The following is a 23,986-nucleotide window of genomic DNA, read 5'->3' on the forward strand; positions in this document are numbered from 1 at the left end:
GCGGGCGAACTCCTCCGTCGCGGTCGGCCGCGCCGGCCGGCTCACGGGGTCGTGCGGCCGAACCGTTCCAGCACGGGCAGGCGCACGGTGACGTCCCGCAGCACCATCACGCCCGGCGTGCGGCTGCCGTGCAGGGGGAACATGTCCGAGATCGGCGTGACGGTGAGGAACAGCGACTGGCCGGCCGGGACGGTCGCGGCGACCGCCGGCAGCTCGATCGTCCGCCGGACGCCCGGGTTCAGGCCCCGCTCGCGGTGCGGCAGCACGTTGTGCTGGATCACCTTGGCGGTCAGGGGTGACGTGCCGACGCTGAGCGCGAAGAAGGCGCGGCTGTCCAGGCCGAGCGTGCTGACGACGGCGTCGAGCGCGGGCGACCCGGCGACGGTGAGCGGCCCGTCCGCGATCCTGATCGCCTGGGGCAGCCCGAGGCCGGCCGTGGTCACGACGTCCGGCAGGGCGGCGGTGGTGGTCGGCGCGACGGAGTCGACGGTGACGCAGCCGCCCTCGGCGGTCATGAGCTGGTAGCGGCCGTGGCCGGTGGTGGTGCGTGGCGCGCCTTGGAGGTTCTCGGCCAGGAACCGCAGTTCGAGGTCGTCGTAGCCGCCCTGCCGCGCGGAGCACTCGTCACCCGCGACGGCGTACCCGGCGGGGATGGCGTTGGGCAGCGCGTGACCGCCGTTGTAGCCGATGAGCAGGCTGTTCGCGCGGGCACGAGGGGTCAGCGCGCGGTCGAAGTTGTCGATCGCCTGGTCCAGCGGGAACAGGTTGTCGCTGATGCCCTGGCGCAGCAGCACCGGGATGTCCAGCCGGCGGCCGGCGGCGGCGTGGTGCGCCGGGCCGTTGTCGCGGAAGAACTCGTCCATGGTGGCGGGCCAGTCGCCGGTGAGCAGGCCCTCGGCGTAGCCGGCGTGCATCGTGGAGGTGTGCGCGTCGAGCGCGGCGGCGTACAGGCCGGTGACCCACGTGGTGCGGACGACTTCGCGCGGGGCGAGGCTGTCGTTCAGCGAGTGCCAGGTGATCTGCGGCGCGAGCGCGTCGAACCGGGTGCGGCCGGTCTTCGAGACCTCGGTGAACGCGCCGGCGAACTGGAAGCCGCCGCCGTAGGAACCGCCGATGGCGCCCAGAACCGGGTCGCCCGGGCCGTTCTCCCGGACCCAGTCCAGCGAGGCGACGTGGTCGATCACCCGGATGACGTCCTCGCCCTCGAACGCCGGGTCCTGCACGTGCGCCTTGCCGCCGCTCTCGCCGAAACCGCGCTGGTCGATGCTGACCACGCCGAACCCCGCGTCGAGGTACCGCCGGAACGAGCCGGGCGCGGACGTGCGGCTGCCGCCCCAGCCGTGGCTGTGCAGGAGCACCGGCGCGGGGTTGCCCGGGGAGGCGTCGGCCGGCTTGAAGACGCTGACGCAGATGCTCACCGGTCCCGGTCGCAGCGGATCGGTCTCCGGCACGCTCGCGACGCAGACGTGGTCCGGCGCGGGGTGATCGGCGCTCGCGGCGGCGGGCGGGGTCAGGGCGAAGGCCGCGACCACGAGTGGGAGCACCAGGCGCATCGGGTTCCTCCGGTCGGTCAGGGCGCGTCGGTCGCGCGGTTGGTCCAACGACCCGACGTGAAGATCGTCACGGTCATCATTACCTTGTACACAACTCAATCGTGCACTAGGTTTATGTCATCGCATCGCACGACGAACCGAGGAGCACACGATGACCGGCCAGACCCCCACCGTCGTCCTGGTACACGGCGCGTTCGCCGACGGTTCGAGCTGGGCCCGGGTGATCGACCTGCTGCGGGCGCGGGGCGTCGAGGCGCTCGCGGTGAGCAACCCGTTGCGCGGACTGGCGCACGACGGCGACTACGTGGCGAGCGTCGCCGGCCAGGTGGACGGGCCGGTCGTGCTGGTCGGCCACTCGTACGGCGGCCCGGTGATCACGCACGCCGCCGCCAAGACGCCGAACGCCAAGGCCCTCGTGTACGTGGCGTCGTTCGGCGTCGACCGCGGCCAGAGCGCGTTGAGCTCGGTCGAGGACTTCCCGCCGGTGGAGCTGAACACGTCCCTCGTGCCGCGGCGGTTCCCCGATGGGGACGGCAGCGACACGGAGTTCACGATCCGCCGCGACGCCTTCCCGAGCGTGTTCGCCGCCGACCTGCCGGACTCGGTCACCGCCACCGCCGCGGTCAGCCAGCGCCCGATCGCGGCCCGCGCCCTCGGTGAGCCGCTGTCCGTCGAGCCCGCCTGGAAGACCCTGCCGTCGTGGTTCGTGGTGGCGACGGCGGACAACGCCATCAACCCGGACTCGCAGCGCGCCGCCGCCGACCGGCTGGGCTCGACCACCGTCGAGGTGGAGGCCTCGCACGCCATCGCCCTCTCCCGCCCGACCGAGGTGGCCGACCAGATCCTCGCCGCCGTCGCCGCCGTCTCCTGACCCTCGCGCGTGTCGAACCCCCGGGGCCTGAGGGTTCGACACGCGCGGTCGTCGGGAGGGCGGGTCGATCAGCCGATCTTGCCGACGCCCGCGCCGGCCATGACGGTGGCCTTCACGGTGTTCGGGTCGTCCAGCGTGTAGGGGTAGTAGTCGCGCGGCTCCTGCACGCTGCCGCTGCAATCAGGCTGACCCGACTCGCCGACGAACACGTTGTTCCGCGCCACGCACCGCCCGCCCGGACCGGCGTAGCTGTTGCTCACCGGCTCCTCGACGTCCTCGAAGTAGTTGCCCTCGACGACGCAGCCCGAGTCCGCCTGGCACGCCACGCCGACGTCGGTGTTGTAGAGGTAGTAGTTGTTGAACATGTGCACCGGCTCGCCGAACCGGACCCGCGGGTTGCGCTGCGGCGTCTTGTCGAACCAGTTGTGGTGGTAGGTCACCTTCAGCCGGCCGACGTCCTGCGCGCCGTTGCCGTCGTCGTGGCCGAGCAGCATGTTCTTGGTGTGGTTGTGGGTGTGGTTCCAGGAGACGGTGACGTAGCTGGAGCCGCGCTTGATGTCGATCGCGCCGTCGTAACCGTTCGACAGGTCGTTGTGGTCGATCCACACGTGGTGCGAGAACATCTGCACGTTGATCGCGTCGTCGGCCCAGTCGCGGAACACCAGGTTGCGGACGATGACGTTGCGCACCGCGTCGGCGGGCGGCGAGGTGACGTCGGAGACCGGCAGGCCGATGTTCAGCCCGCCGCCGGTGAGGCCGGAGGCCGACCCGATGCCGACGATCGTCTTGTCCGAGGTGACGTTGTGCATGGGACCGGGCAGCGCGATCATGCCGCGCACGCAGATGTTCAGCGGTCCGGCCTGCGCGATCGCGCCCAGGAACTCCGCCGCCGTGTCGACCTCGATCGTGGGACCGCCCGCGCCGCCGGTCGTGCCGCTCTGGCCCCACGCGGTGACGGAGGCGAACCCGGCCGGGCGGCCGGAGGTGGCGCAGGTGCCGGGCTGCTGCGACGTGGTGGTCGTGGTGGTGGTGCTCGTCGGCCCGCCGGGACCCGCCACGTCGGTCACCAGCACGTCGTCGAACGTCGCCGCCGCGTAGTAGGTCGCCACACCGATCCGGCCGCTGCCGAACGTGGCGTCGGTCGCCGTCACGACCTGCGCGCCGTCCACGAAGCCGCGCAGCGTGCTGCCGAACACCTCCAGCCGCACGGTGTGCCAGCTGCCGACGGTCACCGACGCGGGCGCGGTGGCCAGGGTGGTGTGCCCGCCGCCGACGCGCTTGCCGAGCACCGCGGCGCCCGCGTTGGACAGGGCCAGGTAGTAGTAGTTGCCGGTGTTCTGCACCCGGGCGGTCACGGCGACGTGCCGGTTCGTGCCGTTGAACGCGGTCGGCTTGACCCGGGCCTGCACCGACTGGCCGGACCAGACCACGCCCGCCGACGCCCGGGCGTCCGTGCTGGTGCCGGACTGGCGCCAGGCCCGCGACCCGTCGGCGACGACCGTCCAGCTGCCGCCGCTGGAGCTCCAGCCGGTCGAGTCGCCGTCCTCGAAGTCGTCGCCGAACAACGTCGCGGCCGATGCCGAGGGCACCAGCAGAACCGCCACCGCGACCACGAATGCGCTCGCCACCGCGGCGAGCGACGCTAATCTCCTGCGCTTGCCCACAAGAGCCTCCTGTGCTGAACGGGCGTTGTCCACCCGATTCCGCCGACCCTTCCGCGTTCACGGTGGTGAATGCGTTCACGCTGGTGAACGCCGGTGTGACGCGTTCGGGCGACGGCTGCCGACAAACGGAGGCGGCGGTTGGCGGCATGCTCTCGATAATGTTCCGAATCCCTTGCCGCGAAGGTAGGGCTTGGTTACCGGGACGTCAACGGCAGGTCACTCGGCGCGTGCGGAAACATTCGCGGGAACGTTCGCGGAACCGTTCCGGGAATCGACCGGGAACCGGTTCTCAGGGGCCGTCGACCGGGATCGTGTCGAGGACCGAACCGGCGATCGACGCGGCCGTCTCCGCGTAGGCGCCGGCGAGGGTGCGGAAGACCTGCTCGGCGCGGATCGCCGGCCAGTCGTCGGGCAGGTGCTCGGCGGGCAGCCGCGGGTCCTGGCGGACGAGCTGCAACCACTCGGTGTGCAGCAGCAGCTGCCTGGCCAGGTCGTCCGGTGCGTCGGCCAGCGGGCGGTCGTGGTCCCAGCGGCGCAGGAACACCTGGTAGCGCTCGGCGATCGCGGGCACGTCGAACGCGGTCCGCGCGATCTGCTCGGCCTCCGTGGGCTTCGCCGTGTGCGCGGTGAACACCTTGAGGTGGTCGTCCAGGTCGAGGTCCTCGACCAGGGCGGGCACGTCGACCACACCGGGCGCGATCCACAGGCCGTTCTGCAACGGCCCGAACCCGCCCCAGATCAGCCGCGAGCGCAAGTCGTGCCGCTGGCTGCGCCAGGACTCGGGCACGGAGAAGCCCACCATCGTCCAGGTGCCGTCCCAGTCGCCGTTGACCGCGCCGCTGCGCCAGACCCGGTGCTCGCCGTCCTCCAGCACCGCCGCCGAACGCGCGGTCAGCCCGAAGTACATGCGCCTGCCGTCGCGGTGGCGCGCCAGCAGGTCCCGCTTGACCATCCGGGTCAACGTCGAGCGCACCGCGTCCTCCGACACCCCGACCCGGGCGAAGACGTCGATGACGCTGCCGGAGAAGACCGCCACGCCCCGGTTGAGCACGTGGATGCCCAGGAAGCTGAGCATCAGCGACTGCGGCCGGACCGATGCCTCCTGCTCACGGGCCTGCGGGTCGTCGTGCGGAATCACCGGGCGAGCGTAACCCCGGCTCCGCGCCGTGCGCGCGGGCGGCTACCCGAAGGAGTCGTGCGGGACCTGCGTGCACTGGGGCCAGAACATGAAGAGCAACAACGCGGTCACCGCCGCGGTGCACGACTTCTGGCACAACCGCGAGGTCGCCACGTCCGCCGGGCCGATCCGGCTCCGCGACGAGTTCCTGCACCAGGCGGGCGAGGCGATGCGGCACGTCAAGTCGTCGCTGTCGACCGAGGCGTTCCGGCTCGTGCTCGGCGTGAACCCGATCAACGAGCCCTACGCCGGGCGGTACGACCGGGGCCAGGACGGCGTGACGTGGGAACGCGACCTGCTCGTGCCGTTCTACCGGCAGTTCCGGCAGCGGATGGACGACGCGGGGTGGGCCGACAAACCCGCGTTCGTGGAGCCGCTGGTGTTCTGGAACCAGAACGTGGACTTCTTCGCCGAACCTGCTGGCCTCCCGGCGGTGCCGTCGCTGGGCGACCGCTTCGTGTTCAACTCCCACTTCTACGACGGCAAGGCGCAGTCCGGTCTGCTCAAACCGGGCAAGGCGGCCGACGGTGAGTACGCGGCGGACCTCAACCGGATCCGGGACCGGGCGGACGCGCTCGGCACGGCCGGGATCGTGTCGGAGTTCGGGCACCCGGTCGCCGGTTTCACCTCCGACAAGAACCCGAGCGTGCTCAAGGCGATGTACCAGGCGCTGGACTCCCGGCTGTCCGGCGCGCGGTGGTGGGCGGGCGCGGCGGGGTCCGGGCCGGTGCTGTCGGGCAGCCAGTGGCACTGGGACGTCAACTACGGCCGGCACCACGAGCTGATGAACGACAACCCGGACAAGGTCCGCACCGAGGGCGACGCGATGAACGACGAGCACTTCTCCGCGGTGCGCGTCGACGACGGCGGCAACCCCGTGCTGACGGTGGAGGGCCGGGTGGTCGACCGGCTGTTCCCGCGGGCCGTGGCGGGCCGGACGGCGGCGTTCGCCTACGAGGACCGCGCCCGGGACGGTGACGCGGTGCTGTCGTGGAACCGGGTCCCCGGCACGATGCCCGCGGTGCGCGCCCTGGTCGGCGCCGGGCAGTTCGGCGTGCTCGTGTGGCGTGGCAACGGCGTCGCCGCGCCCACGGAACTGCACCTGCCGTCGTCGTTCGCACCCGCGTCGACCACGGTGGTGAGCGACCTCGCGACCGTCACCGGCCTGCCCGCGCACACCGGCGCCGAACCGGTGGCCGTCGCGCCGGAGCCGGGCGCGCCCGGCGTGAACCGGCTGCTGCTGTCCACGAGGGACACCGGACTGCACTTCGCGCTCGTGGTGAACGGCGTGCCGACCGGGTCGACGGCCGCCGCACGGGCCGAGCTGTCCGCGTGGGCGACCGCGACCTTCCGCTAGCCGCGACGCGCCGGGGTCGCGCGGGTGGTTGCGCTGTCCGGGGGACGCCGGGTCGGGCGGCGCGGGGTTACCGTTTGATCGATCCAGTGCCCCTGGAGGACATCCTCGCAACGGAGCGATCATGCCCGAGTTACGCGCCGCGCTGGCCGTGTTGGCGCTCGCCACCGCCCTGCCGCTCGTGTCCGCGCCGTCGGCGGTCGCCGACACCACGATGGTCGCCACCGTGCTGGCCGGCCTGCCCGGCTACCCGGACCACCACGTCACCGGCCTCAACGACCTCGGCCAGGTGGTGGGCAGCGCGCAAGGCCCCGACTCGCCGGCGCGCGCCGTGCTGTGGTCACCGCGCGGCGGCGCCACCGACCTCGGTCCCGGGCTGGCGGTGGAGGTCAACCAGCGCGGCCAGGTGCTCGGGATCGAGACCCGCGCCACCACCGCGCCCTACCGGGACAAGCCGTGGATCTGGTCCGCCGGCGCGCGGACGGTCGTCGCGCCGAGCGCGGCGTGGGCGTCCGCGCCCGCGATGAACGAGCACGGCGCCGTGCCGGTGCGCTACTCGACGTCCCTGTTCCGGCAGGAGCACAACCGCGTCGGCGTGTGGGGCGGCGGCCGGCTCACCGAGCTGTCGCTGTCCGGGCCGGACCTGTGGGTGTACGGCATCAACGACGCCGGGGTCGTGGTCGGCGGCTACGCGGCGTTCGCCACCCAGGACTTCGCCGCCGTCCGCTGCGTCGACGGCGCCTGCACGCGGCTGGGCGGCTCGCCGGGCTACGGCACCTACACCCCGGAGGGGATCACCGAGGCCGGGGTGGTCTTCGGCAACCGGGGCACGGTCGCGGTGCGCTGGGAGGGCGTCGAAGCCACCGTGCTGTCCGAGAACGGCCGCGTCGCGCACGGCGAACAGGCGTTCAACGAACGCGGTGACGCGGTCGGCTGGGCGGCCGACGGGAACGGGACCCCGCACGCCGTGCTGTGGCCCGCGGACGGCAAGCAGGTCGACCTGGGCGTGCCCGCGCCGGCCGAAGCCGTCGCGATCAACGAGCGCGGCGACGTCGTCGGGTGGACGGCGGCCACCGAGTCCTCGACGCCGCGCGCGTTCCTGTGGCGCGCGGGCCGGGTCACCTACCTCGACCCTCCCACCGGCCACTACAGCCTGCCGGTCGCGATCAACAACCACGGCGTCGTCGTCGGTCACACCACCGGCACCGACAGCACCAACAGGGCGACCCTCTGGACGCCGGTCCCGACGACCCACTGACTCACGCCGGGTTGGCGTTGCGGTACAGGCGGACCGCGTTGCGCATCGCCATGGTCACGGTCATCGAGCCCACGCGGGGCACGAAGACCGAGGCGCGTTCGACCACGTCGTCGGCGAAGTTCTTCATGGTGGAGAAGTTCAGGCACACCGCGCCCGGTTTGACCTCCTCCGCCCGGACCAGCGGGAAGTCGCGTGACGGCACGCCGGTGACCACGACGTCCGCCTCGGCCAGGGCGGTGGCCCGGTCGGTGGCCACGGCGTCCACGTGGTGGCCCTGGATGCCCGCCGCGTGCCGGAACGCCAGCGAGCCCGAGAGGTCGAACGACGTCACCTCGGCGCCGTCGTTGGCCAGCATGGCGGCCAACGGCCGGCCGACGATCTCGCTGCGGTTGAAGACGCACGCCTTCACCGAGGCCAGCGGGGTGTCGCCGTCGCCGCGGAACGCGCCCGCCTCCCCCAGCAGCTTCATCACGGCCAGCGGGGTGCAGGGCAGGACGGCCCGGCGGGTGCCGGCGTCGTCGATGAACCGCCGGTTCTCGTAGAGGCACCGGCTCCAGAACGAGTGCAGGCCCTCGACGTCCTTGCGCGGGTCGACCAGCTCGCGCAGCCAGCGGTCGCGTTCGGGGTCGCGGACCGGGTAGTAGACGAACACGCCGTGCACACCGTCGTCCGCGCCGGCGTCGCGGACGGCGGTCTCGATGTCGTCGGCGCGGGGCGTGCGGAGGTCGAAGTCGATGCCGACCTCGGCGCACGCGCGCCGGGTGTACTCGGCGTAGGTCCGCGCCGGCCGGTCGCCGTCGACCAGGAAGCCGACGACAGTGAGGCGTTCCGGGATCGCCGCCAGGTCGGCGCGGATCTCCGCGCGGATGGACTCGGCGAGGACGGCCGGGTCGATGGTGCGGGCGGTCATTCTGCTTCCTCCGGGGTGCTCTCGAAACGGGTGTGCGCGGCCACCGCGGCGCGGCGGACGGCGTCCAGTCGCGCGGTGAGCACCGCCGCGTCGTCGCCGAGCCCCGCCACGTTGGCCTCGGCTCCGCGCAAGGTGGCCAGCACGGACCCGAGCAGCAGGTCGGCGCCCGCGCGGACGTCGCTCACGACCGTGCCGGCGACGACCGGCAGCACCGAGAACGCCCACTCCAATGCTTCCACCGCGTCCGCGGCGGCGGTCAGCGGGCCTTCCGTGGCGGCGACCGAGGCCGCCGCCACGGCCGCTTCCCGGGTGGCCCGCTCCTCGTCGGTGGAGCGCGGCAGCCGCCGTGCCCGGAGGTAGTCCTCGAACAGCTCCACGTCGCGGTCGGCGGCGGAACCGAGGCGGTCGAGCAGGGCCTTGCCGGCGGTGATCTCGTCACCGACCGAGGGGTCGCGCCGGGCGGTGATCTCCAAGGCCATGAGCACCAGCGCGCAGCCGAACGCGGCCGTCACCGCCGCCACCGACCCGCCGCCGGGCGTCGGGCTCGGACCGGCCGTCCGCGCGCGCAGGTCGGCCAGGCTCACGTCCCACAGGCTGTCCGCCACGCTGTCCGTCACGCGACGATCTTCGCCTGCCCCGGCGTCGGCTGCCACCGCGCGTGGTCCCGCCCACCGTGGCGGGCGGGACCTCCCGGACGCGCCGGTCAGCAGGCGGGTGCGCCCACCGCGCCGTGACCTGCCCACTCGTACCAGCCGTTCGTGCCGGTCCACGTCTTGCGGATCAGGTCGGCGCCGCTGTTGCGGGTGAACACGTCGATCCGCTGGCCGCTCATCGAGACGGCGGTGGGGCTGGTGAGGACGTACCCGCCGAAGTCACTGGCCGGGTACGTGGTCCAGTCCGCGCCGTTGGGGCTGTAGCGGTGGACGAAGCTGTTGTCGTGGTCGCGCACGAAGATGTCCACGCTGTCGCCGCCACGCGTGGAGGCGGCGGGGCGGCCGACGAAGTTGCCGCCGCGATCGGCCCAGCTGTACCAGCCGGCGTCACGCGTCCACATCAGCGACAGCAGGCTGCCGTCGTTCGCCCGGGCGAAGACGTTCATCCGGGAGCCGTCCGCGTTGGCGACCGCCGCCGGCGCGCCGGTGGCGGTGACGGTCGAGGCGTTCAACCCGATGTTCGACCAGCTCGTGGTCCAGCCCTGCACGGTGTCGTAGTGCCGGTAGACGATCTTGTCGGCCGCGTTCTTCGCGAACACGTCGATGCCCGTCGCCGAGCGGCTGGTCACCGCCGGGGAGGACGTGACGACGTAGTCGCCCATGTCCGCCCACTGGTACCACCCGTAGGCCGACGTCCAGGTGATCTTCTTCAGCCGGTTGTCGATGCCCTGGGCGAACACGTCGATCCGGCCGGCCGAGAAGATCGCGGCGGGGTCGCCCTTGATCTTCGCGTTGTACGGCAGGGTGGCCCAGCAGCCCCACACGCCGTCGTTCATGTTGCGGTGCTTGAGGTGGCCGTCCGACGTCGCGGCGAACACGTCGAGGTCGCCGGCGGACCGCGAGATGGTCGACAGGCCGGGCAGCGCGGTCACCTCGCCGTCGTCCTCGATGACGTTGTCGTAGCGGTAGGGCAGGTAGGTGTCGCTGTAGTACGGGTACGGGATCTTGCGGTACACGGCCCTGGGCGGGGTCTGCTCGAACTCGTAGTACTCGGTGCGCGCGGTGTCCGCCCACTTCTCGAAGATCACCACGTGGTTGTCGTAGCTGAGCAGGATGTCGCCCGCCTTGAGGTCGTCCTTGTCGACGCGGTGGGCCACCTGGTCCAGGTTGCGGGTGGTCAGCGACTCGCTGAGCTTCCACGCCATCGACACGAAGCCGGAGCAGTCGGTGCGGTACCCGCCGTAGTAGTCGCTCTGGCTGTAGGGCACACCGGCCGTCGTCCACGTCCGGGCCCGGGTGATGATCTCCGACCTGGTGATGGGCGGGGTGGCGACCTCGGCGGTCACCGTCGCGCCGGACACCCCGGTCGACGTGACGGTGGTCGTGGGCGTGCCGGGCGCGGCCTGGTAGCCGGTGACGGCGGCGCGCTGCCCCTCGCCGCCGGTCGGGTCCGCCGCGGGCGCGGCGGTGGCGACGCCGCCGCCGAGCACACCGGCCGCGATCACCACCGAGAGCAGCACCCTGGCCGCTCGCTGGTCGAGTCTCATCGTCGTGCCTTTCCGTCGTGGCTGGTCGACCACGAGCCTGGGGCCGGCGAAGGGCGGGGCGTAGGTGGCAGATCGGCCATTGGCCGCCACTGGACACGTCCGTACGCTGGGGCTCCGGTTTGGGGAGAACCCGGGGGTGGGACATGCTCGAAGGGCTGCTTTCCATGGGCGCGGGAGCGCTGTACGACTCGTTGGTGCGCGGGGGGCCGATCGCCGTGGACGACCCGCGGGCGGACGGCGCGGACATGGCCGAGTTGTTCGAGAAGGGATTCGTGCGCCGCGACTACCGGGGCGACCCGACCATCGCGCCGGTCGAGCCGGTGCGCGCGGTCGACCACGCCATCCTCGCCGCGCAGCAGCAGGTGCTCGACCAGCAGCGGGCGATCGTGGCGGCGCGGCACCAGCTCGACGTGCTGCAGGCCGCCTACCGGATGGCGAACTCCTCGGGCGACACCGCCGACATCGAGATCCTGACCGACCCGCAGCGCATCGGCCAGGTCTCGTTCGAGCTGTGCCTGTCCGCCCGGGAGGAGTTCGTGACGTTCTCCACGCGGCACTTCCGCAAGGCGCCCAGCGCGCAGACCGTGATGACGCTGCCCGCCGTCGTGGCCGAGCGCGGCGTGGTGCTGCGCAACGTGTGCGAACGGGCGGTGCTGGAGTTCGAGAGCTCGCGCGACATGGTCGAGGGCAACATCAAGGCGGGCTGGCAGATGCGCGCGGTGCCGGAGCTGCCGATGAAGATGGTGATCGCCGACCGGCACTCGGCGCTGGTGCCGCTGGACCCGACCGGCATGGAGGGCGCGCTGCTGATCCGGACGCCGACGATCATCGCCGCGCTGCGGATGCTGTTCGAGCTGGTGTGGAGCCAGGCGGTGCCGGTCGGCGCGCAGGAGACCGGCTCGCGCAACGGGCTCACCCCGACCCAGGCCAAGGTGCTGGACCTGCTGGCCACGGGCATGACCGACGGCGCCATCGCCCGGCACATGAAGATCAGCGAGCGCACGGTGCGCCGGTACGTCTCGGGGCTGTTGGAGGCCCTGCAAGCGGACAACCGGGTGGCCGCGGTGTACGCGGCCACCCGGTTGGGTTGGCTGAACTGACGGCTCAGTCGCCCGGCAGGGTCCAGCCGTAGTCGTCGTCGTCGCAGTGCACGGTCGGGTCCGGGCAAGGGCTCGGCGGCTCGGTCGGTCCGGTCGGGTCGCCCCCGGCCGCCACCGCGGTGCTCGTGGCGGCGGCGCTCACGGCGGCGGTCGCCACCGCGGCGGTGCCGAGAGTCGCGGCGAAGACCGCGGCGAGCACGGCGCCGATGATGCGCTTGGACATTGTTTCCTCCTGGTCACTGCTGGTCCCCCGACCGGCTCTGGCCAAATCCTGACCGCTCGCGGTGGTCGGCGGCAGTGGCGGGTCCGGCCACCGTCCTCAATAGGTCACCCCGGCCTCCGATGGCCTGGAGCGGCCGTTGGCCGGAGCCGACCGCTGTGCGGTCCGCGGCACGTCCCTAGCGTCGGAGGCGCAAGTGCTCGACGTCGGGAGGTGATGAGTGGAATGCGAACCGATCGCTGAGCCCCCCGGGCCGACCCTGCCGGTGCCGACCGGGTGGTGGCCCGAGCCGGACACGATCGGCTGGGTGGTGCGACCCGCCGAACCGGACGGTCCGACCGGTCCGGACGGTCCGGACGGCCCGACCGGTCCGGACGGCACGGACGACACGGACGACACGGACGACACGGACGACTGACGTGGGCCTGGGTGTTCTCCGCTGCGGGAACACCCAGGGCCGGGTCAGCGGGCCGACACCCGTCTCCGGGCCAGCGCGACGAGCCTCGCCGCGAGGACGGCGGCGCAGCCGAGAGCCGCCACCGACAGCAGGACCATGGAGGTCGGGTACAGGTACGGCACCTGGAGCCACGCCACGTCACGCCCCCGGTACAGGTAGCCGACGACCCGGTGGACCGTGACCACGAGCAGGAGCGGCAGGACCGGCGGCAGCAGGCGCGCCACCGTCCACGCGGTCGACCGCCGGCGGGCGGCCCACCGCCGTGAGCCGACCGCACCGCGAACGGCCAGCCCCGCGACCACCAGGGCGAGGACGAGCAACACCGCGTCCGCGACGGGGTACGGGTCGTCCACGGGCGGCGGTTGCCTGCCTTCGACCAGGGCGACGAGGCGGGCCCCGATCGCCTGGGCGTCGCCGTGCCGCATCCCGGTGTTGGCCAGCACGGCGATGCCGTAGCCGGACGCGGGCAGCAGCGCCTGGTACGCGGTCGAGGTGAACAGGTCACCGCCGTGGTCGACCAGCGGCGCGCCGGAGGCCGTGACGTCCACGAACCAGCCGAGGCCGTAGGACTCCGACACGGCGGACGGGGTGTGCGTCGCGGTGATGGTCCGCGGGGTGGCGATCGACGTGCCGTCGGGTCCGCGCCCGCCGTTGTTCTGCGCGATCAGCCACGCCGCCAGGTCGTGGGCGGAGGTGAGCACGCCGCCCGAGCCGTTGCCGAAGGCCGGTGGTTCGGGCAGCGCCACGGGCAGGCCGAGGACCTTGACGTGGCCCTCGGCGCTCGGCGGCAGGTCGCGCGCGGTGTCGGCGGTGCGGCTGTCGGCCATGCCGAGCGGTTCGAACACCTCGCGGCGCAGGTGGTCGGCGAACGGCAGGCCGCCGACGACCTCGACCAGCCGGGCGGCCACCTGGAAGTTCGGGTTGTGGTACTCCCAGCGCGTGCCGGGCGCGGCGGTCAGCGCCGAGTCGCGCATCGCCGCCACGGCCTCCGCCAGGGTGTGCGCCGGCGGCTCGCTGAACGACCGGTTGGTCGTGTCCGACAGGCCCGAGGTCTGGTCGAGCAGGTGGCGCACCGCGCGGCTACGGTGCCATCATGGTGTGACTCGGCCCGAAAGGGCTGCTGGTGGTGGACGTGGTGGCCGCGGGCGTGGTCGTGGCGTGAGCGGTCTTCCGCGCGCCCGCGGTCGACCTGATCGCCGTGGTCTCGGCCGTACGTTCGACCTCGACGGCGCCGTGCACGAGACGTTGCGCGCGGGTGCGAGCGGGTTCCTGCTCAAGGACGCCCCACCGCACCGGCTGCTCGACGCCGCCCGGACGGTCGCGGCGGGCGAAGCGCTGCTCGCGCCCACCGTCACGCGCAGGCTCATCGCGGACTTCCTCCGCTCCCCCACGCCACCCCGCGCACGCTCGACCACGTGACCCCGCGGGAGCGCGAAGTGCTCCGGCTGATCACCCGGGGACTGTCCAACACCGAGATCGAGCAGGCCCCGCACCTGAGCCGGCACACGGTCAAGACGCACATCGGACACCTCATGGCGAAGCCGGCCGCCCGCGACCGGGCCCGACTGGTGATCGCGGGCTGCGAAGCCGGCCTCACCGACACCCGGCACTGACACCCGCGCGGTCACGTCGGCGGGTCGTTCGGCGGGCGTCGGCCGGCCGCGACACCGGCGGCGGTCAGGCTCGCGGCCGTCAGGACGAGGACGCCGGCGGCGCCCGTGCCCGCCGCGAGCAGACCCGCCGCACCGGGCACGACGACCTGGCCGAGGCGGTTCCCGGTGAGGCGCAACGACATCGCCCGGCCGCGCAGCCCCGGCGGCGTCGCCTCCGCCAGCCACGACATCGTCAACGGCTGGCCGACGCCGAGGCCGAGGCCCACCACCAGGACGACCAGGCCGAGCAGCCACACCGGCATCGGCACGGCCGCCGCCGCGAGCCCCACCGCGGCCAACGCCACGCTGCCCAGCAGCAGCCGGCGACGGCCCAGCCACGCGGCCAGCCGTCCGAGGAACAGCCGTGACGTCATCGACGCCGCCGCGCGCACCGCGAGCAGCACACCGACCACACCGGACGGGATGCCGCGCTCGGCGCCCAGCGCGGGCAGGTACACCAGCGTGATGTCCACCGCCGCGATCACCACGCAGCTGACCGCCAGCGTCCGCACCAGACCGGGCCGGCGCAGCAGGTCGCGCACGCCCGTCGGCCCACCGTCCGCTGTGGCCGCGCGGTGGACGGCGGGCGGGCGCGTCGCCACCGTGACACCGACCAGGACGACGGTGATCACGAACGCCACCAGGAACACCGCGTCCGTGCGCGGGATCGGCCGATCACCGCCGAACAGCAGGATCAGGCCCGGTCCGACCGCCTGCCCCAACGACGCCGCGAACGTGTAGTAGCCGAACGCCGCGTCGTAGCGCGACGCCTCCGCCGTGTTCGCCACCAGCGCCTGCTGCGCGACCACCGAGCACAGGTGACCGGTGCCGAGCAGCACGCTGCCGGCCACCAGCCCCGCCACCCCGCCGTCGACGAACGCGAACGTCGCGGCCGCGGCGCACATCAGGACCGCGCCGGCGAGCATGACCCGCCGTTCGCCCAGCCGGTCGACGGCCTGCCCGGACGGGATCGCCAGCACCAGCGGCGCGATCGCGAAGCCCGCCGAGAGCAGGCCGAGCCACCCCGTCGGCACGCCGAGCTCCAGCGCGCGGTACGTGGACGTGGGCCGCAGCACGAACGTGACGAGCTGGACCAGCACGGTGTGCGCCAGCAGCACCGCGAACAGGCTCTTCCTACCCCGCATGCGGTTCCGCCACGGCTGCGGGCTCGACACGTCCAGGCACTCCGCACCCCCTCACTTGTAGGTTATAACCTACAGCCTCGGTCCTGAGGTGCGCGGGAGCGGTGGCCGGACGCTCCGCCGACCACCGCTCCCCGGTTGTCCCAGCCGGTCGTCTCAGCCGGCGGAAGGGCCGGTCCAGCCGGCCGGGACGTGGCCGACGCGCACCCGCTGCGGGTGGTCGCCGACCGGCACCGAGACCAGCTTGCGCCCGGTGGCGAAGTCGATCGCGGTCACCTGGTCCGCGCCGCTCTCCGAGATCACGCAGCTGCGACCGTCACCGCTGACGGTCGCCCAGTAGGGCTTGGACGCGGGCACGAGCGCGCCCTCGCGCAGGGTCGCCCGGTCGACGACCACGGCGTAGTCGTCCATGGTCCCGGCGATGCACAGCTTGTCGCCACCGGGACTCATCGACATGCCGTGGTGGCGCGAGTCGTTGACCCAGGTCGTGCGGTCCGCGCTGGTGGCCGGGTTCTTGGGCAGCTCCTTGAGGCGGGTGACGCGGTCGGTGGCGACGTCGTACTCCAGGAAGCCGTTGAAGAACGACACCTGGAAGTACAGCTTCGACTCGTCCGGCGTGAACGCCACCGGCCGCACCGAGTCGGAGAGGTCGGAGCGGCCGAACGCGTCCAGCCGCGACCTCATGTCGATCACCTCGACCTGCCGGAACGTCGCCGCGTCCACCACCGTGATCCGCCGGTCGCCCTTGGTGAAGTCGAACGCCGGGTCGTCCAGCGCGGTGTTGACCTCGCCGATGGACATGTTCCACAAATACCGGCCGTCCTCGGTGAACACGTTCTCGTGCGGCTTGTCGCCGGTCGCGAACGAGCCGACCTGGCGACCGGTCACGATGTCGAGCACGTGCACGGTGTTGGACGTCGAGGCGGACACCGCGACCCGGCGGCCGTCGGGCGAGACGGCCATGTGGTCGGAGCGGAAGCCCGAGACCGGGAAGCGCCAGTTGACCCGGCCGGTGACCAGGTCGATGGACACCACGTCGGCGAAGCTCGGCCGGGACGCGACCACCGCGCGACCGTCGGGCGTGGTGTACATGTCGTCCACGAACTGGTCGTGCCCCTCCCCCGGGCCGGACCGGATGCCGAGGAAGAACGCGAGCTTGATCGGGTTGAGGTAGATCTCCCACAGCCGCTCCTGGCGGTCGGGGATGATGTCCACCCGGCCGATCCGCGCGAAGTCGCCACTGGCGGCGATCACGTCGGCGGTGCCGTCCCAGTTGTTCCCGACGAACATCACCTCGCGCAGCGCCGTGCCCGCGGCGGGGGTGGCGGCGGCGGGTGCGGTGGTCGCGACCAGCACGCAGGTGGCCAGGAGGCCGAGCAGGCGCGTGCGGGGTGCGGGCTTCCGTCCTTCCGATCCGGGTTTCTTGTCCACGAGAGCTCCAAACGGGATGCGGAGTTGTCACATCCGTGCAGGGTTTTCCGGTCGTCCACGCCGATTCCCGAACCCGTGACCCCGAGTCCGGCCAGACTGTTACCGTTCAGTAGGCAATAGGTACCGGCTCGCGGCACGACCGCGGTAGGGGCCGATGCCCAACGAGCCGGGTGCTCGTTATGCCACTGCCACAACGTCGCGGCGGGAGGTGGGCCGGTGCCGGCAGCGCACGACCGCGGTCGCCTGCTCGGGCAGGTGCTCAGGGGCATGGCGACCGATCGCGGCGTCGTCGAGGAGCTGGTCCGGGCGGCGCGTGGCCAGTCGCCGGAGGTGGCGCGGCTGCCGGAGGCGGAGAACCGCCGGCACGTCGAGGTGCTGCTGGCGACCGGGCTCGACTTCTTCGAGCGGTCCGCCGAGCCGGAGGCGCAGGACTTCGAGGCCGCGGCGGCGTTGGGCGCCGATCGCGCGGCCCAGGGGATCTCCATCGACGGGTTGCTGCGCGGCGTCCAGGCGGCTCGCACCGCGGCGATGAACGTCGCCATCGCCCGCAGCCGGGCGGCCGGCGTGCCCGACGAGGTGCTGTTGGAAGGGCTGGTCGACCTCGACCGCTACACCGGGGCGTTGGAGCGGCACGTCATCAACGGCTACCACACGGCCGAGCTCGAACTGTCCCGGACGAACCGGGACGCGAACACCCACTTGCTGCGCCGGCTGCTCGTGCACGGCGACGACACACCACCGGAACCGGCGGAACTGCGGCGCGCGGGTCTGTCGTCGGACGGGCGGTACCACTGCCTGGTCTCCGAGGTGACCCTGCCGGGCGAGGCGCGCGCGCTGGAACAGCGACTGCTGGCGTTCGGCGGCGTGTACGGGTTGGTGGAGGGCCGGCTGACCGGGTTGTCCGCCCGACCACCGGCCGACCTCGCGCCGGACGTGCTGCTGGTGGTGGCGCCCGCGACGGGGCTCGCGGTCATGCGCGACATCCACCCGTTGTGCGTGGCGGCGCTGCGGATCGCCGGGCGGACGGGGCTGCGCGGGGTGCACGACCTCACCGACCTGGCGGGCGAGGTGGCGCTCGCCGGGCAACCGGTGCTCGCCGACCTGCTGCGCGGCACGCTCGCCGGGCTCGACCACGACGACGACTTCCACCGCGAGCTGGTCTGCACCGCCCTGGTCTACCTCGACCACGGCCAACGCCTCGGCCACGCCGCCGCCGCGCTGCACGTGCACCCCAACACCGTCCGGTACCGGCTCGACCGGTTGGCCGAGATCACCGGCACGCCGTGGGACGACAGCGGTGCGGACGACCCGTCGACCGTGCTGGGCACCCTGCGCCACTGGTGGGCGCTGCGCAGCTGGCTCGACCGCGGACCGTCCTAACCCTCCGACCTGCCCCACTCACACCGCCGCCACAGGCCCGGCAGCCGTTCACCCCACCCCGAACCGCGCCGGTGCCCGCATCGCCGGCAGCCGCGTGCCCGCACTCACAACCGCGCCGCAGCCCGCTCTCCGCGCGACACGCATCACGTCCGGCAGCCCGTGTCCCGCACATCCAGCCGCACAGCAGCCGCCGTGCACCCGCGCACTTCGAGCTGCCCTTCGCCGCCGTGCCCGAACCACAGCACATCCGTTGCGCACGAAAGGAAATCCCATGTCCGAGAACACAACCACCCCCAACAGCACCGGCGCCCGGGTCGCCCTCGTCACCGGCGGCAGCGGGGGGATCGGGCGGGCGGTGGTGGAGCGGCTCGTGGCCGACGGGTTCGCCGTGGGCGTGCACTACGCCGGTAACCGGGACAAGGCCGCCTCGACCGTCGCCGACATCACCGCCCGCGGCGGACAGGCCATCGCGGTGGGCGGTGATGTGGCCGACGAGCACGACATGATCGCCGCCTTCGACGCCGTCGAGGCCGCGTTCGGCGGCATCGACGTGGTCGTGCACACCGCCGGGATCATGGTCCTGGCGCCGATCGCCGATCCTCGCCCGCGAACTGCGCGGCAAGGACATCACCGTCAACGCGGTCGCACCCGGTCCCACCGCGACCCCGTTGTTCCTGAGCGGCAAGGACGACTCCCTCATCGCCGACTTCGCCACGGCCACCCCGCTCGAACGGCTCGGGCAGCCCGAGGACATCGCCGGCACCGTCTCCTTCCTCGCCGGTCCCGCCCGCTGGGTCAACGGCCAGGTCCTCTTCGCCAACGGCGGTCTCGTCTGAACCACACCGAGCCGAGCCGCCAGCCTGAATTCAGTCAACACTGAAGCTATGGAGACTATGAAATCACCGCACTCCTCAGGACGTGGCGCAGCGGCACGGTCGGCCGTCCCAGCAGGTCGGCGAGGGTGGGGTCGACCTCCGCGAACTGCCCCTGACGACTCGCCGCGAACATCCCCACCAGCAGGTCCGCCACGTGACCGGGCAGGCCGTGGGCGAGGAGGCCGGCCCGGTAGTCGTCGTCCGACACGACGACCCGCCGGATCTGCCGGCCCGTCACCTCCGAGGCGATCGCCGCGACTCCCGCCAGATCGATCGCCGCCGGACCGGTGAGAGGCGGCGTCACACCGTCGAAGACGTCCTCGGTCAACGCGATCGCCGCCGCCTCGGCCAAGTCGTCGTGGGACGTCCACGACACCGGACCGTCCTCCGGCGCGGCCAGTTCACCGCTCTCCACCGCCCCGCCGAGCAGCATGACCGCCGACGACGCGTAGAAACCGTTGCGCAGCGACGTGAAAGCGACACCGGAATCCCGCAACAGCACCTCGGTGGCGGCGTGGTCGACCATCGGTGCGAAGAACGACGACGGGCTCGCGCCCATGTGGCTGGTGTAGACGACGCGTTCCGCGCCGGCCTTCCCGGCCGCGTCGACCGCCGCCTCGTGCAGGCGCACCCCCGCCTCGCCGCTGGTGTCCACCGACACGACCAACACCCGCGACGCGCCCTCGAACGCGTGCGACAGGCCCGCCTCGTCGGCGAAGTCACCCCGCCTGACCCGGACGCCCCGCTCGACCAACCCCCGCGCCCTCTCCGGGTCGCGGACGCACACACCGATCCGACCCGGCTCGACCCGGCGCAGCAACCGTTCCACCACCGCTCGACCGAGCTTTCCGTTGGCACCACTGACGATGATCACGCGATCACCCTGCCCGCGACGCCGCCGGGCCGGAAGGATCACCGAGCGCAGGGTTGTTACCCTCAGGGACATACCGATCGGAGGTGCGCGCGTGGAGTCACGCCCCCTGCGTTGTTTCGTCGCCGTCGCCGAAGAGCTCAACTTCGCCCGTGCGGCCGAGCGGCTGGGCATCTCGCCCCCTCCCTTGTCCCGCACGATCCGCAAGCTCGAAGCGGAACTGGGGGTCACGCTGTTCGAGCGGACCACCCACAGCGTCGCGCTGACCCCCGCCGGGACGGTGCTCCTCGACCAGGCCCGGATCGCCCTGGAGGCGTTGGGGGCAGCCGGCAGGCGGGCACAACGCGCCGCCGAGCCGAAGCTCGTCCTGGCGGTGAAGGCCGACAGCGACGCGGGCCTGCTGGAGGGCACCCTCGCCCGGTACGCGGCCGACCCGGCGTCGTCCCTGCCGGTCGCGGTCCGCCTGTGCCGGTGGGGCGAGCAACCGCGGCTGCTGCGCGAAGGCGAAGCCGACGCCGCCCTGGTCTACGAGCCGTTCGACCGCACCGGGCTCGACGTCGAGACCGTGACCGTCGAGCGGCACGTCGCCGCCGTCCCCACCGGACACCCGCTCGTGGCGCGCGGGCGGGCCACCCTCGCCGACCTCGGGCTGCCCATCGACGACGCGACGCGGCTCGACCAGCTCCACCACCACCTCGACGGGATCGTCGCCCGGCACGACGTCCGAGACCTGCCCCAGCTGCTCAAGCTGGTGGAACTGGGCGAGTTCGTCACCCTGCTGCCCGAGTCCGTCATCGACCGCTACCCGCGGCCGGGCATCGCCTACCTCGTCGTGCCGGACGCGCCGCCCGCGACCCTCTCGATCGCCTGGCCCCGGCAGTCCCGGTCGAAGGCCACCGCCGCGCTCGTCCGCGCGGCCGTCCCGTGACGACTCGCCGACCGCCCGGAACCGGACGGGGGTTGCGACCGACCACTGGGTGACACCGGCAACTGGGAGGTCACCGTGGAACGTCGCGCGTTCTTGCGTGCGTCGGCGCTGTCCGTGGGCACGGTGGGTGCGGTGTCGGGCGCCGCGGCCACCGCGACGGCATCGACACCGCTGCGGGTGCGGGTCTTGGTGTTCGACGGGGTGGAGGAGCAGGACTTCATCGCGCCCGTGGAGGTGCTGGGACTCGCCCAGCGAGTGGAGACGGTGCTGGAGTACGAACGGCGGGGCACGGTGTGGCGCGCGTGAGCGTCTCGTCCGGTGACGTGGCCGAGCGCCTGACCGACCCGCGGTCGGTCAGGCGCTCAGGCGGCACGCCGGTGGGCGGTCGGCCGCAGACCGCCCCGGCCCCGCTTCTCCGCGCGCGCCGGCCGGCGGTCGTCCCATTCGCCCGAACCGTCGTGCTCGTCGTGGTCGTACTCGGCCGGCGTGCCGGGGGTCGGCTGGTTCCGGTGCACGCGGTGGACCAGGTACAGCAGCGCCAGTCCGGCCAGGACCGGCAGGTGCGTCAGCACGCGTGCGGCCGTCGTGGCGCCGGTGAGCAGGTCGTGCGCGGAGAACGCGGCGAGCACCGCGACGAAACCGCCGAGCGTGGGCAGCAACCCGGCGGCGCGGTGCGCGTGCACGGCGGCGACCAGCAGACCGATGCCCAGCGCCAGGTTCCACGCCGCGCCCTCGTTGAACAGGTGCCCGGAGATGCCGTGCGCGGGCGGGGACGTGGCGCCGGCGAGCAGTTGCGCCAACGCCAGCCACAGCTGGACGATCGCGACCGCGGCCAGCGCCAGGCGCGGTGTCAGGGCGAGGTGGCGCGGCGGCGCGTCCGCCAGCACGGCGGCGACCAGGTCCGGCCCGGGTTGCGCCGGGCGCACGCGGATCGCCCTGGTCAGCGCCTGCGCCCGGACCAGCCACGTAGAGCAGTCCGCGCACTGCTCGGCGTGCGCGTCGACCTCGGCGGCGGGCACGGGTTCGGCTTCGCCGTCGAGGCGGGCGGACAACGCTTCACGGCAGGTTCGGCAGTCCACGTCCCAGTAGTCGCTCCATTCGGCGCACGAGTTCCCGGCGACCTGTGGTTACGATTCGGAGTCGTGACCTTCCCCCACGTGACCAACCCCGACGACGAGGTGACGCGCTGGGCGTTGCGGGCACGTTCCGGTGACCGGGACGCGCTGGAGCGGTTCGTGCGTGCCACGCAACGGGACGTGTGGCGGTTCATCGCCCACCTCGCGGACGTCGGCGTGGCGGACGACCTCGCCCAGGAGACCTACGCGCGCGCCCTGGTGAGCCTGCCCCGGTTCGCCGGGCGTTCGTCGGCCCGCACCTGGCTGCTGTCGATCGCCCGCCGGGTGGTGATCGACCAGGTCCGGATGGCGCGGTCACGACCGCGGCTGTCGTCCGGCGCGGACTGGGAGCGCGAGGCGGACCGGCGGCCGGTCGAGTCCGGTTTCGAGGACACCGTCGAGCTGAACATGCTGCTGGACGCGCTGGACCCGGATCGCCGCGAGGCGCTGGTGCTCACCCAGGTGCTGGGACTGCCCTACGCGGAGGCGGCGGAGATCGCGGGCTGCCCGGTCGGCACGATCCGGTCCCGGGTCGCGCGGGCGCGCGACGACCTCCTGCGCGCGACCGGCCGGTCCGGCGCCACCGAGGTCGGCTGAGCGTGCGACCGGACGTCCGTCCCGGCGGGACGCTGGTGCGGGACGCGGCGTTCCTGCGGTTGTGGGTCGGGGCCACGGCGTCCGGCCTGGCCACGTGGGCGTTGCCGTTCGTGCTCGGGTTCGCGGTGCTGGAGCGCTCGATGACCGCGGTCGAGCTGGGGATCGTGCTGGCCGCCCGGACGGTCGGGTTCCTGGTCGCGGTGCCGGTCGCCGGGGTGCTGGCCGATCGGCACTCCCGGCGGCGGGTGGTGTTCTGGGCGGGGCTGGTCGCCGGGCTCACCTCGCCGTTGATCGCGGTCGGGCTGGGGCGTTCGGTCGTGGTGATGGCCGTGGCGGCGGCCGCGGTCGGCGCGGGGCAGGGCGCGTGCCGACCGGCTTTCCAGGCGCTCACGGCGGAAGTGGTGGCCGAGGACCGGCGGCGGCGGGCGAACGCGGCGATGACGTTGGCCGTGCGGGTCACCACGTTGGTCGCGCCGAGCCTGACGGCGTTGCTGGCGTTGGTGGTGGACACGCCGACGTTGGTCGTCGCGACGGCGGTGCTGTGGCTGGGCGCGGCGCTGATCCCGCCCTCGGGCGCGGTCGTCGTCGTCCCGGTGGCCCGTCGGCGTTTCGCGGCCGAGTTCGTCGACGGCATCCGGGAGGCGCGGCGGCACCCGTGGTTCGTGGCGGGCCTGGGTGCGTTGACCGCGGTGATCGCCACGGGGTACTCCACGACGGGCGTCGTGCTGCCGTTGGTGAGTCGCGACCGCTACGGGACGAGTGCGGTGCTCGCCGCCGCCATGACCGCGTACACGGTGGGCGCGCTGGGCGGCGCGATCATCGCCGGACGCCGCGCTTCCCGGGCGCAGGGCTGGACCGCGCTGGCGGGGCTGGCGTGCTACGGGTTCGTGCCGCTGAGCCTGCTGCTGCCGGTGCACGCGGTGTTCGTCATCGGCGCGTACGTGGTGGCGGGGGTGGGGATCGAGTTGTTCAACGTGCCGTGGTTCACGGCCACGCAGCGCGAGGTCGAGCCCTCGATGCTGGCCAGGGTGTCGTCCTTGGACTTCCTGCTGTCCTACGGCCTGGCGCCGATCGGCCTGGCCCTGATCGCGCCGGCGATCGACGGGTTCGGCGCGGACGTCGTCCTCGCGGTGTGCGCGGTGGTCTGCTTCACCGCGCCGGCCGCCGCCGCGCTCGTGCCGTCCGCACGGGACTTCCGCTGATCCTCGCGCCGAAGTGCTCCTCCAGTGCC

The 23,986-nt window shown here is 73.0% G+C and carries 23 protein-coding genes and 2 pseudogenes; 13 read left to right on the top strand and 12 right to left on the bottom strand.

Annotated elements, in window-relative coordinates:
* Nucleotides 1–41: 41 nt before the first annotated feature.
* Nucleotides 42–1,553 carry an alpha/beta fold hydrolase gene (locus ACQPYE_RS22740; protein ID WP_498714281.1) on the bottom strand — a complete coding sequence of 504 codons (1,512 nt, stop codon included), beginning with the start codon at nucleotides 1,551–1,553 and terminating at the stop codon, nucleotides 42–44.
* Nucleotides 1,554–1,704: 151 nt separating this feature from the next.
* Here ACQPYE_RS22740 and ACQPYE_RS22745 point away from each other — a divergent pair, with 151 nt between their 5' ends.
* On the top strand, nucleotides 1,705–2,424 hold the full coding sequence (locus ACQPYE_RS22745) for an alpha/beta fold hydrolase (protein WP_498714283.1): 720 nt from the start codon (nucleotides 1,705–1,707) through the stop codon (nucleotides 2,422–2,424).
* Nucleotides 2,425–2,492: 68 nt separating this feature from the next.
* Here ACQPYE_RS22745 and ACQPYE_RS22750 read toward each other — a convergent pair whose 3' ends face one another.
* Both ACQPYE_RS22750 and ACQPYE_RS22755 read right to left on the bottom strand, forming a co-directional pair.
* Nucleotides 2,493–4,052 carry a pectate lyase family protein gene (locus tag ACQPYE_RS22750; protein WP_498714285.1) on the bottom strand — a complete coding sequence of 520 codons (1,560 nt, stop codon included), beginning with the start codon at nucleotides 4,050–4,052 and terminating at the stop codon, nucleotides 2,493–2,495.
* A 325-nt stretch (nucleotides 4,053–4,377) separates the two neighbouring features.
* Complete coding sequence (locus tag ACQPYE_RS22755; protein ID WP_498714288.1) at nucleotides 4,378–5,226, bottom strand: PaaX family transcriptional regulator; 849 nt, start codon at nucleotides 5,224–5,226, stop codon at nucleotides 4,378–4,380.
* Between the two features lie 28 nt (nucleotides 5,227–5,254).
* Between ACQPYE_RS22755 and ACQPYE_RS22760 the strand changes: the two genes are divergently transcribed.
* Together ACQPYE_RS22760 and ACQPYE_RS22765 are read left to right on the top strand one after the other, a co-directional pair.
* A complete protein-coding gene (locus ACQPYE_RS22760) occupies nucleotides 5,255–6,622 on the top strand; it encodes an endoglycosylceramidase (protein ID WP_498714290.1) in 1,368 nt (455 codons plus the stop codon).
* A gap of 121 nt (nucleotides 6,623–6,743) precedes the next feature.
* On the top strand, nucleotides 6,744–7,877 hold the full coding sequence (locus tag ACQPYE_RS22765; protein WP_498714291.1) for a hypothetical protein: 1,134 nt from the start codon (nucleotides 6,744–6,746) through the stop codon (nucleotides 7,875–7,877).
* 1 nt (nucleotide 7,878) lies between these two features.
* Here ACQPYE_RS22765 and ACQPYE_RS22770 read toward each other — a convergent pair whose 3' ends face one another.
* The 3 genes from ACQPYE_RS22770 to ACQPYE_RS22780 all read right to left on the bottom strand — a co-directional run bounded on the left by ACQPYE_RS22770 (nucleotide 7,879) and on the right by ACQPYE_RS22780 (nucleotide 10,987).
* The gene (locus tag ACQPYE_RS22770; RefSeq protein ID WP_498714294.1) at nucleotides 7,879–8,787 is read right to left on the bottom strand and encodes a bifunctional methylenetetrahydrofolate dehydrogenase/methenyltetrahydrofolate cyclohydrolase; all 909 of its coding nucleotides are present in this window, start codon (nucleotides 8,785–8,787) and stop codon (nucleotides 7,879–7,881) included.
* On the bottom strand, nucleotides 8,784–9,404 hold the full coding sequence (locus ACQPYE_RS22775) for a cyclodeaminase/cyclohydrolase family protein (RefSeq protein ID WP_498714296.1): 621 nt from the start codon (nucleotides 9,402–9,404) through the stop codon (nucleotides 8,784–8,786). Before ACQPYE_RS22775 ends, ACQPYE_RS22770 begins: the two co-directional genes overlap by 4 nt.
* 86 nt (nucleotides 9,405–9,490) lie before the next feature.
* On the bottom strand, nucleotides 9,491–10,987 hold the full coding sequence (locus ACQPYE_RS22780) for a DUF8189 domain-containing protein (RefSeq protein ID WP_498714297.1): 1,497 nt from the start codon (nucleotides 10,985–10,987) through the stop codon (nucleotides 9,491–9,493).
* 143 nt (nucleotides 10,988–11,130) lie between these two features.
* On the opposite strand from ACQPYE_RS22780, the gene ACQPYE_RS22785 reads away from it, so the two are divergent.
* Nucleotides 11,131–12,087 (top strand): LuxR C-terminal-related transcriptional regulator, encoded by a 957-nt coding sequence (locus ACQPYE_RS22785; protein WP_498714298.1) that lies wholly within the window; start codon nucleotides 11,131–11,133, stop codon nucleotides 12,085–12,087.
* A gap of 4 nt (nucleotides 12,088–12,091) precedes the next feature.
* Here ACQPYE_RS22785 and ACQPYE_RS22790 read toward each other — a convergent pair whose 3' ends face one another.
* The gene (locus tag ACQPYE_RS22790; RefSeq protein ID WP_498714300.1) at nucleotides 12,092–12,310 is read right to left on the bottom strand and encodes a hypothetical protein; all 219 of its coding nucleotides are present in this window, start codon (nucleotides 12,308–12,310) and stop codon (nucleotides 12,092–12,094) included.
* Between the two features lie 217 nt (nucleotides 12,311–12,527).
* Here ACQPYE_RS22790 and ACQPYE_RS22795 point away from each other — a divergent pair, with 217 nt between their 5' ends.
* Complete coding sequence (locus ACQPYE_RS22795) at nucleotides 12,528–12,725, top strand: hypothetical protein (protein WP_498714302.1); 198 nt, start codon at nucleotides 12,528–12,530, stop codon at nucleotides 12,723–12,725.
* A gap of 44 nt (nucleotides 12,726–12,769) precedes the next feature.
* Here ACQPYE_RS22795 and ACQPYE_RS22800 read toward each other — a convergent pair whose 3' ends face one another.
* Nucleotides 12,770–13,837 carry a serine hydrolase domain-containing protein gene (locus tag ACQPYE_RS22800; RefSeq protein ID WP_498714304.1) on the bottom strand — a complete coding sequence of 356 codons (1,068 nt, stop codon included), beginning with the start codon at nucleotides 13,835–13,837 and terminating at the stop codon, nucleotides 12,770–12,772.
* 139 nt (nucleotides 13,838–13,976) lie between these two features.
* On the opposite strand from ACQPYE_RS22800, the pseudogene ACQPYE_RS22805 reads away from it, so the two are divergent.
* Nucleotides 13,977–14,377: pseudogene (locus ACQPYE_RS22805) on the top strand (LuxR C-terminal-related transcriptional regulator); the annotation flags it as partial.
* An 11-nt stretch (nucleotides 14,378–14,388) separates the two neighbouring features.
* Here ACQPYE_RS22805 and ACQPYE_RS22810 read toward each other — a convergent pair.
* The gene (locus ACQPYE_RS22810; protein WP_498714306.1) at nucleotides 14,389–15,561 is read right to left on the bottom strand and encodes an MFS transporter; all 1,173 of its coding nucleotides are present in this window, start codon (nucleotides 15,559–15,561) and stop codon (nucleotides 14,389–14,391) included.
* Nucleotides 15,562–15,714: 153 nt separating this feature from the next.
* Entirely contained in the window at nucleotides 15,715–16,938 is a 1,224-nt protein-coding gene (locus ACQPYE_RS22815) for a YncE family protein (RefSeq protein WP_498722966.1), read from the bottom strand.
* A 267-nt stretch (nucleotides 16,939–17,205) separates the two neighbouring features.
* Here ACQPYE_RS22815 and ACQPYE_RS22820 point away from each other — a divergent pair, with 267 nt between their 5' ends.
* The 3 genes and pseudogenes from ACQPYE_RS22820 to ACQPYE_RS22830 all read left to right on the top strand — a co-directional run bounded on the left by ACQPYE_RS22820 (nucleotide 17,206) and on the right by ACQPYE_RS22830 (nucleotide 19,205).
* Nucleotides 17,206–18,369 carry a PucR family transcriptional regulator gene (locus ACQPYE_RS22820; protein ID WP_498714308.1) on the top strand — a complete coding sequence of 388 codons (1,164 nt, stop codon included), beginning with the start codon at nucleotides 17,206–17,208 and terminating at the stop codon, nucleotides 18,367–18,369.
* Between the two features lie 271 nt (nucleotides 18,370–18,640).
* Nucleotides 18,641–18,907, top strand: a pseudogene (locus tag ACQPYE_RS22825) (SDR family NAD(P)-dependent oxidoreductase); the annotation flags it as partial.
* An 88-nt stretch (nucleotides 18,908–18,995) separates the two neighbouring features.
* On the top strand, nucleotides 18,996–19,205 hold the full coding sequence (locus ACQPYE_RS22830) for an SDR family oxidoreductase (protein ID WP_498722967.1): 210 nt from the start codon (nucleotides 18,996–18,998) through the stop codon (nucleotides 19,203–19,205).
* A 55-nt stretch (nucleotides 19,206–19,260) separates the two neighbouring features.
* Here ACQPYE_RS22830 and ACQPYE_RS22835 read toward each other — a convergent pair whose 3' ends face one another.
* A complete protein-coding gene (locus tag ACQPYE_RS22835; RefSeq protein ID WP_498714310.1) occupies nucleotides 19,261–20,118 on the bottom strand; it encodes an SDR family oxidoreductase in 858 nt (285 codons plus the stop codon).
* Between the two features lie 91 nt (nucleotides 20,119–20,209).
* Between ACQPYE_RS22835 and ACQPYE_RS22840 the strand changes: the two genes are divergently transcribed.
* Both ACQPYE_RS22840 and ACQPYE_RS22845 read left to right on the top strand, forming a co-directional pair.
* Nucleotides 20,210–21,043, top strand: coding sequence for a LysR family transcriptional regulator (locus ACQPYE_RS22840; protein WP_498714312.1), 834 nt, complete (start codon nucleotides 20,210–20,212; stop codon nucleotides 21,041–21,043).
* A 75-nt stretch (nucleotides 21,044–21,118) separates the two neighbouring features.
* A complete protein-coding gene (locus tag ACQPYE_RS22845; protein ID WP_498714313.1) occupies nucleotides 21,119–21,349 on the top strand; it encodes a hypothetical protein in 231 nt (76 codons plus the stop codon).
* Between the two features lie 56 nt (nucleotides 21,350–21,405).
* Here the strand turns inward: ACQPYE_RS22845 and ACQPYE_RS22850 are convergent, their stop codons facing one another.
* Nucleotides 21,406–22,122, bottom strand: a complete 717-nt coding sequence (locus tag ACQPYE_RS22850) for a zf-HC2 domain-containing protein (protein ID WP_498714314.1) — start codon at nucleotides 22,120–22,122, stop codon at nucleotides 21,406–21,408.
* 63 nt (nucleotides 22,123–22,185) lie between these two features.
* Here ACQPYE_RS22850 and sigC point away from each other — a divergent pair, with 63 nt between their 5' ends.
* Both sigC and ACQPYE_RS22860 read left to right on the top strand, forming a co-directional pair.
* Nucleotides 22,186–22,755, top strand: coding sequence for an RNA polymerase sigma factor SigC (gene sigC / locus ACQPYE_RS22855; protein WP_498714315.1), 570 nt, complete (start codon nucleotides 22,186–22,188; stop codon nucleotides 22,753–22,755).
* Between the two features lie 2 nt (nucleotides 22,756–22,757).
* Nucleotides 22,758–23,957 carry an MFS transporter gene (locus ACQPYE_RS22860; protein WP_498714316.1) on the top strand — a complete coding sequence of 400 codons (1,200 nt, stop codon included), beginning with the start codon at nucleotides 22,758–22,760 and terminating at the stop codon, nucleotides 23,955–23,957.
* The last annotated feature ends 29 nt before the right edge of the window (nucleotides 23,958–23,986 follow it).

It is taken from the genome of Actinosynnema sp. CA-299493, assembly GCF_050946825.1.
In the GTDB taxonomy this organism is placed as follows: domain Bacteria; phylum Actinomycetota; class Actinomycetes; order Mycobacteriales; family Pseudonocardiaceae; genus Actinosynnema.

Coding starts and splice junctions, on each gene's coding strand:
- ACQPYE_RS22790 (WP_498714300.1), bottom strand. CDS start 12,310: ATGTCCAAGCGCATCATCGGCGCCGTGCTCGCCGCGGTCTTCGCCGCG.
- ACQPYE_RS22780 (WP_498714297.1), bottom strand. CDS start 10,987: ATGAGACTCGACCAGCGAGCGGCCAGGGTGCTGCTCTCGGTGGTGATC.
- ACQPYE_RS22785 (WP_498714298.1), top strand. CDS start 11,131: ATGCTCGAAGGGCTGCTTTCCATGGGCGCGGGAGCGCTGTACGACTCG.
- ACQPYE_RS22810 (WP_498714306.1), bottom strand. CDS start 15,561: ATGCGGGGTAGGAAGAGCCTGTTCGCGGTGCTGCTGGCGCACACCGTG.
- ACQPYE_RS22740 (WP_498714281.1), bottom strand. CDS start 1,553: ATGCGCCTGGTGCTCCCACTCGTGGTCGCGGCCTTCGCCCTGACCCCG.
- ACQPYE_RS22765 (WP_498714291.1), top strand. CDS start 6,744: ATGCCCGAGTTACGCGCCGCGCTGGCCGTGTTGGCGCTCGCCACCGCC.
- ACQPYE_RS22745 (WP_498714283.1), top strand. CDS start 1,705: ATGACCGGCCAGACCCCCACCGTCGTCCTGGTACACGGCGCGTTCGCC.
- ACQPYE_RS22770 (WP_498714294.1), bottom strand. CDS start 8,787: ATGACCGCCCGCACCATCGACCCGGCCGTCCTCGCCGAGTCCATCCGC.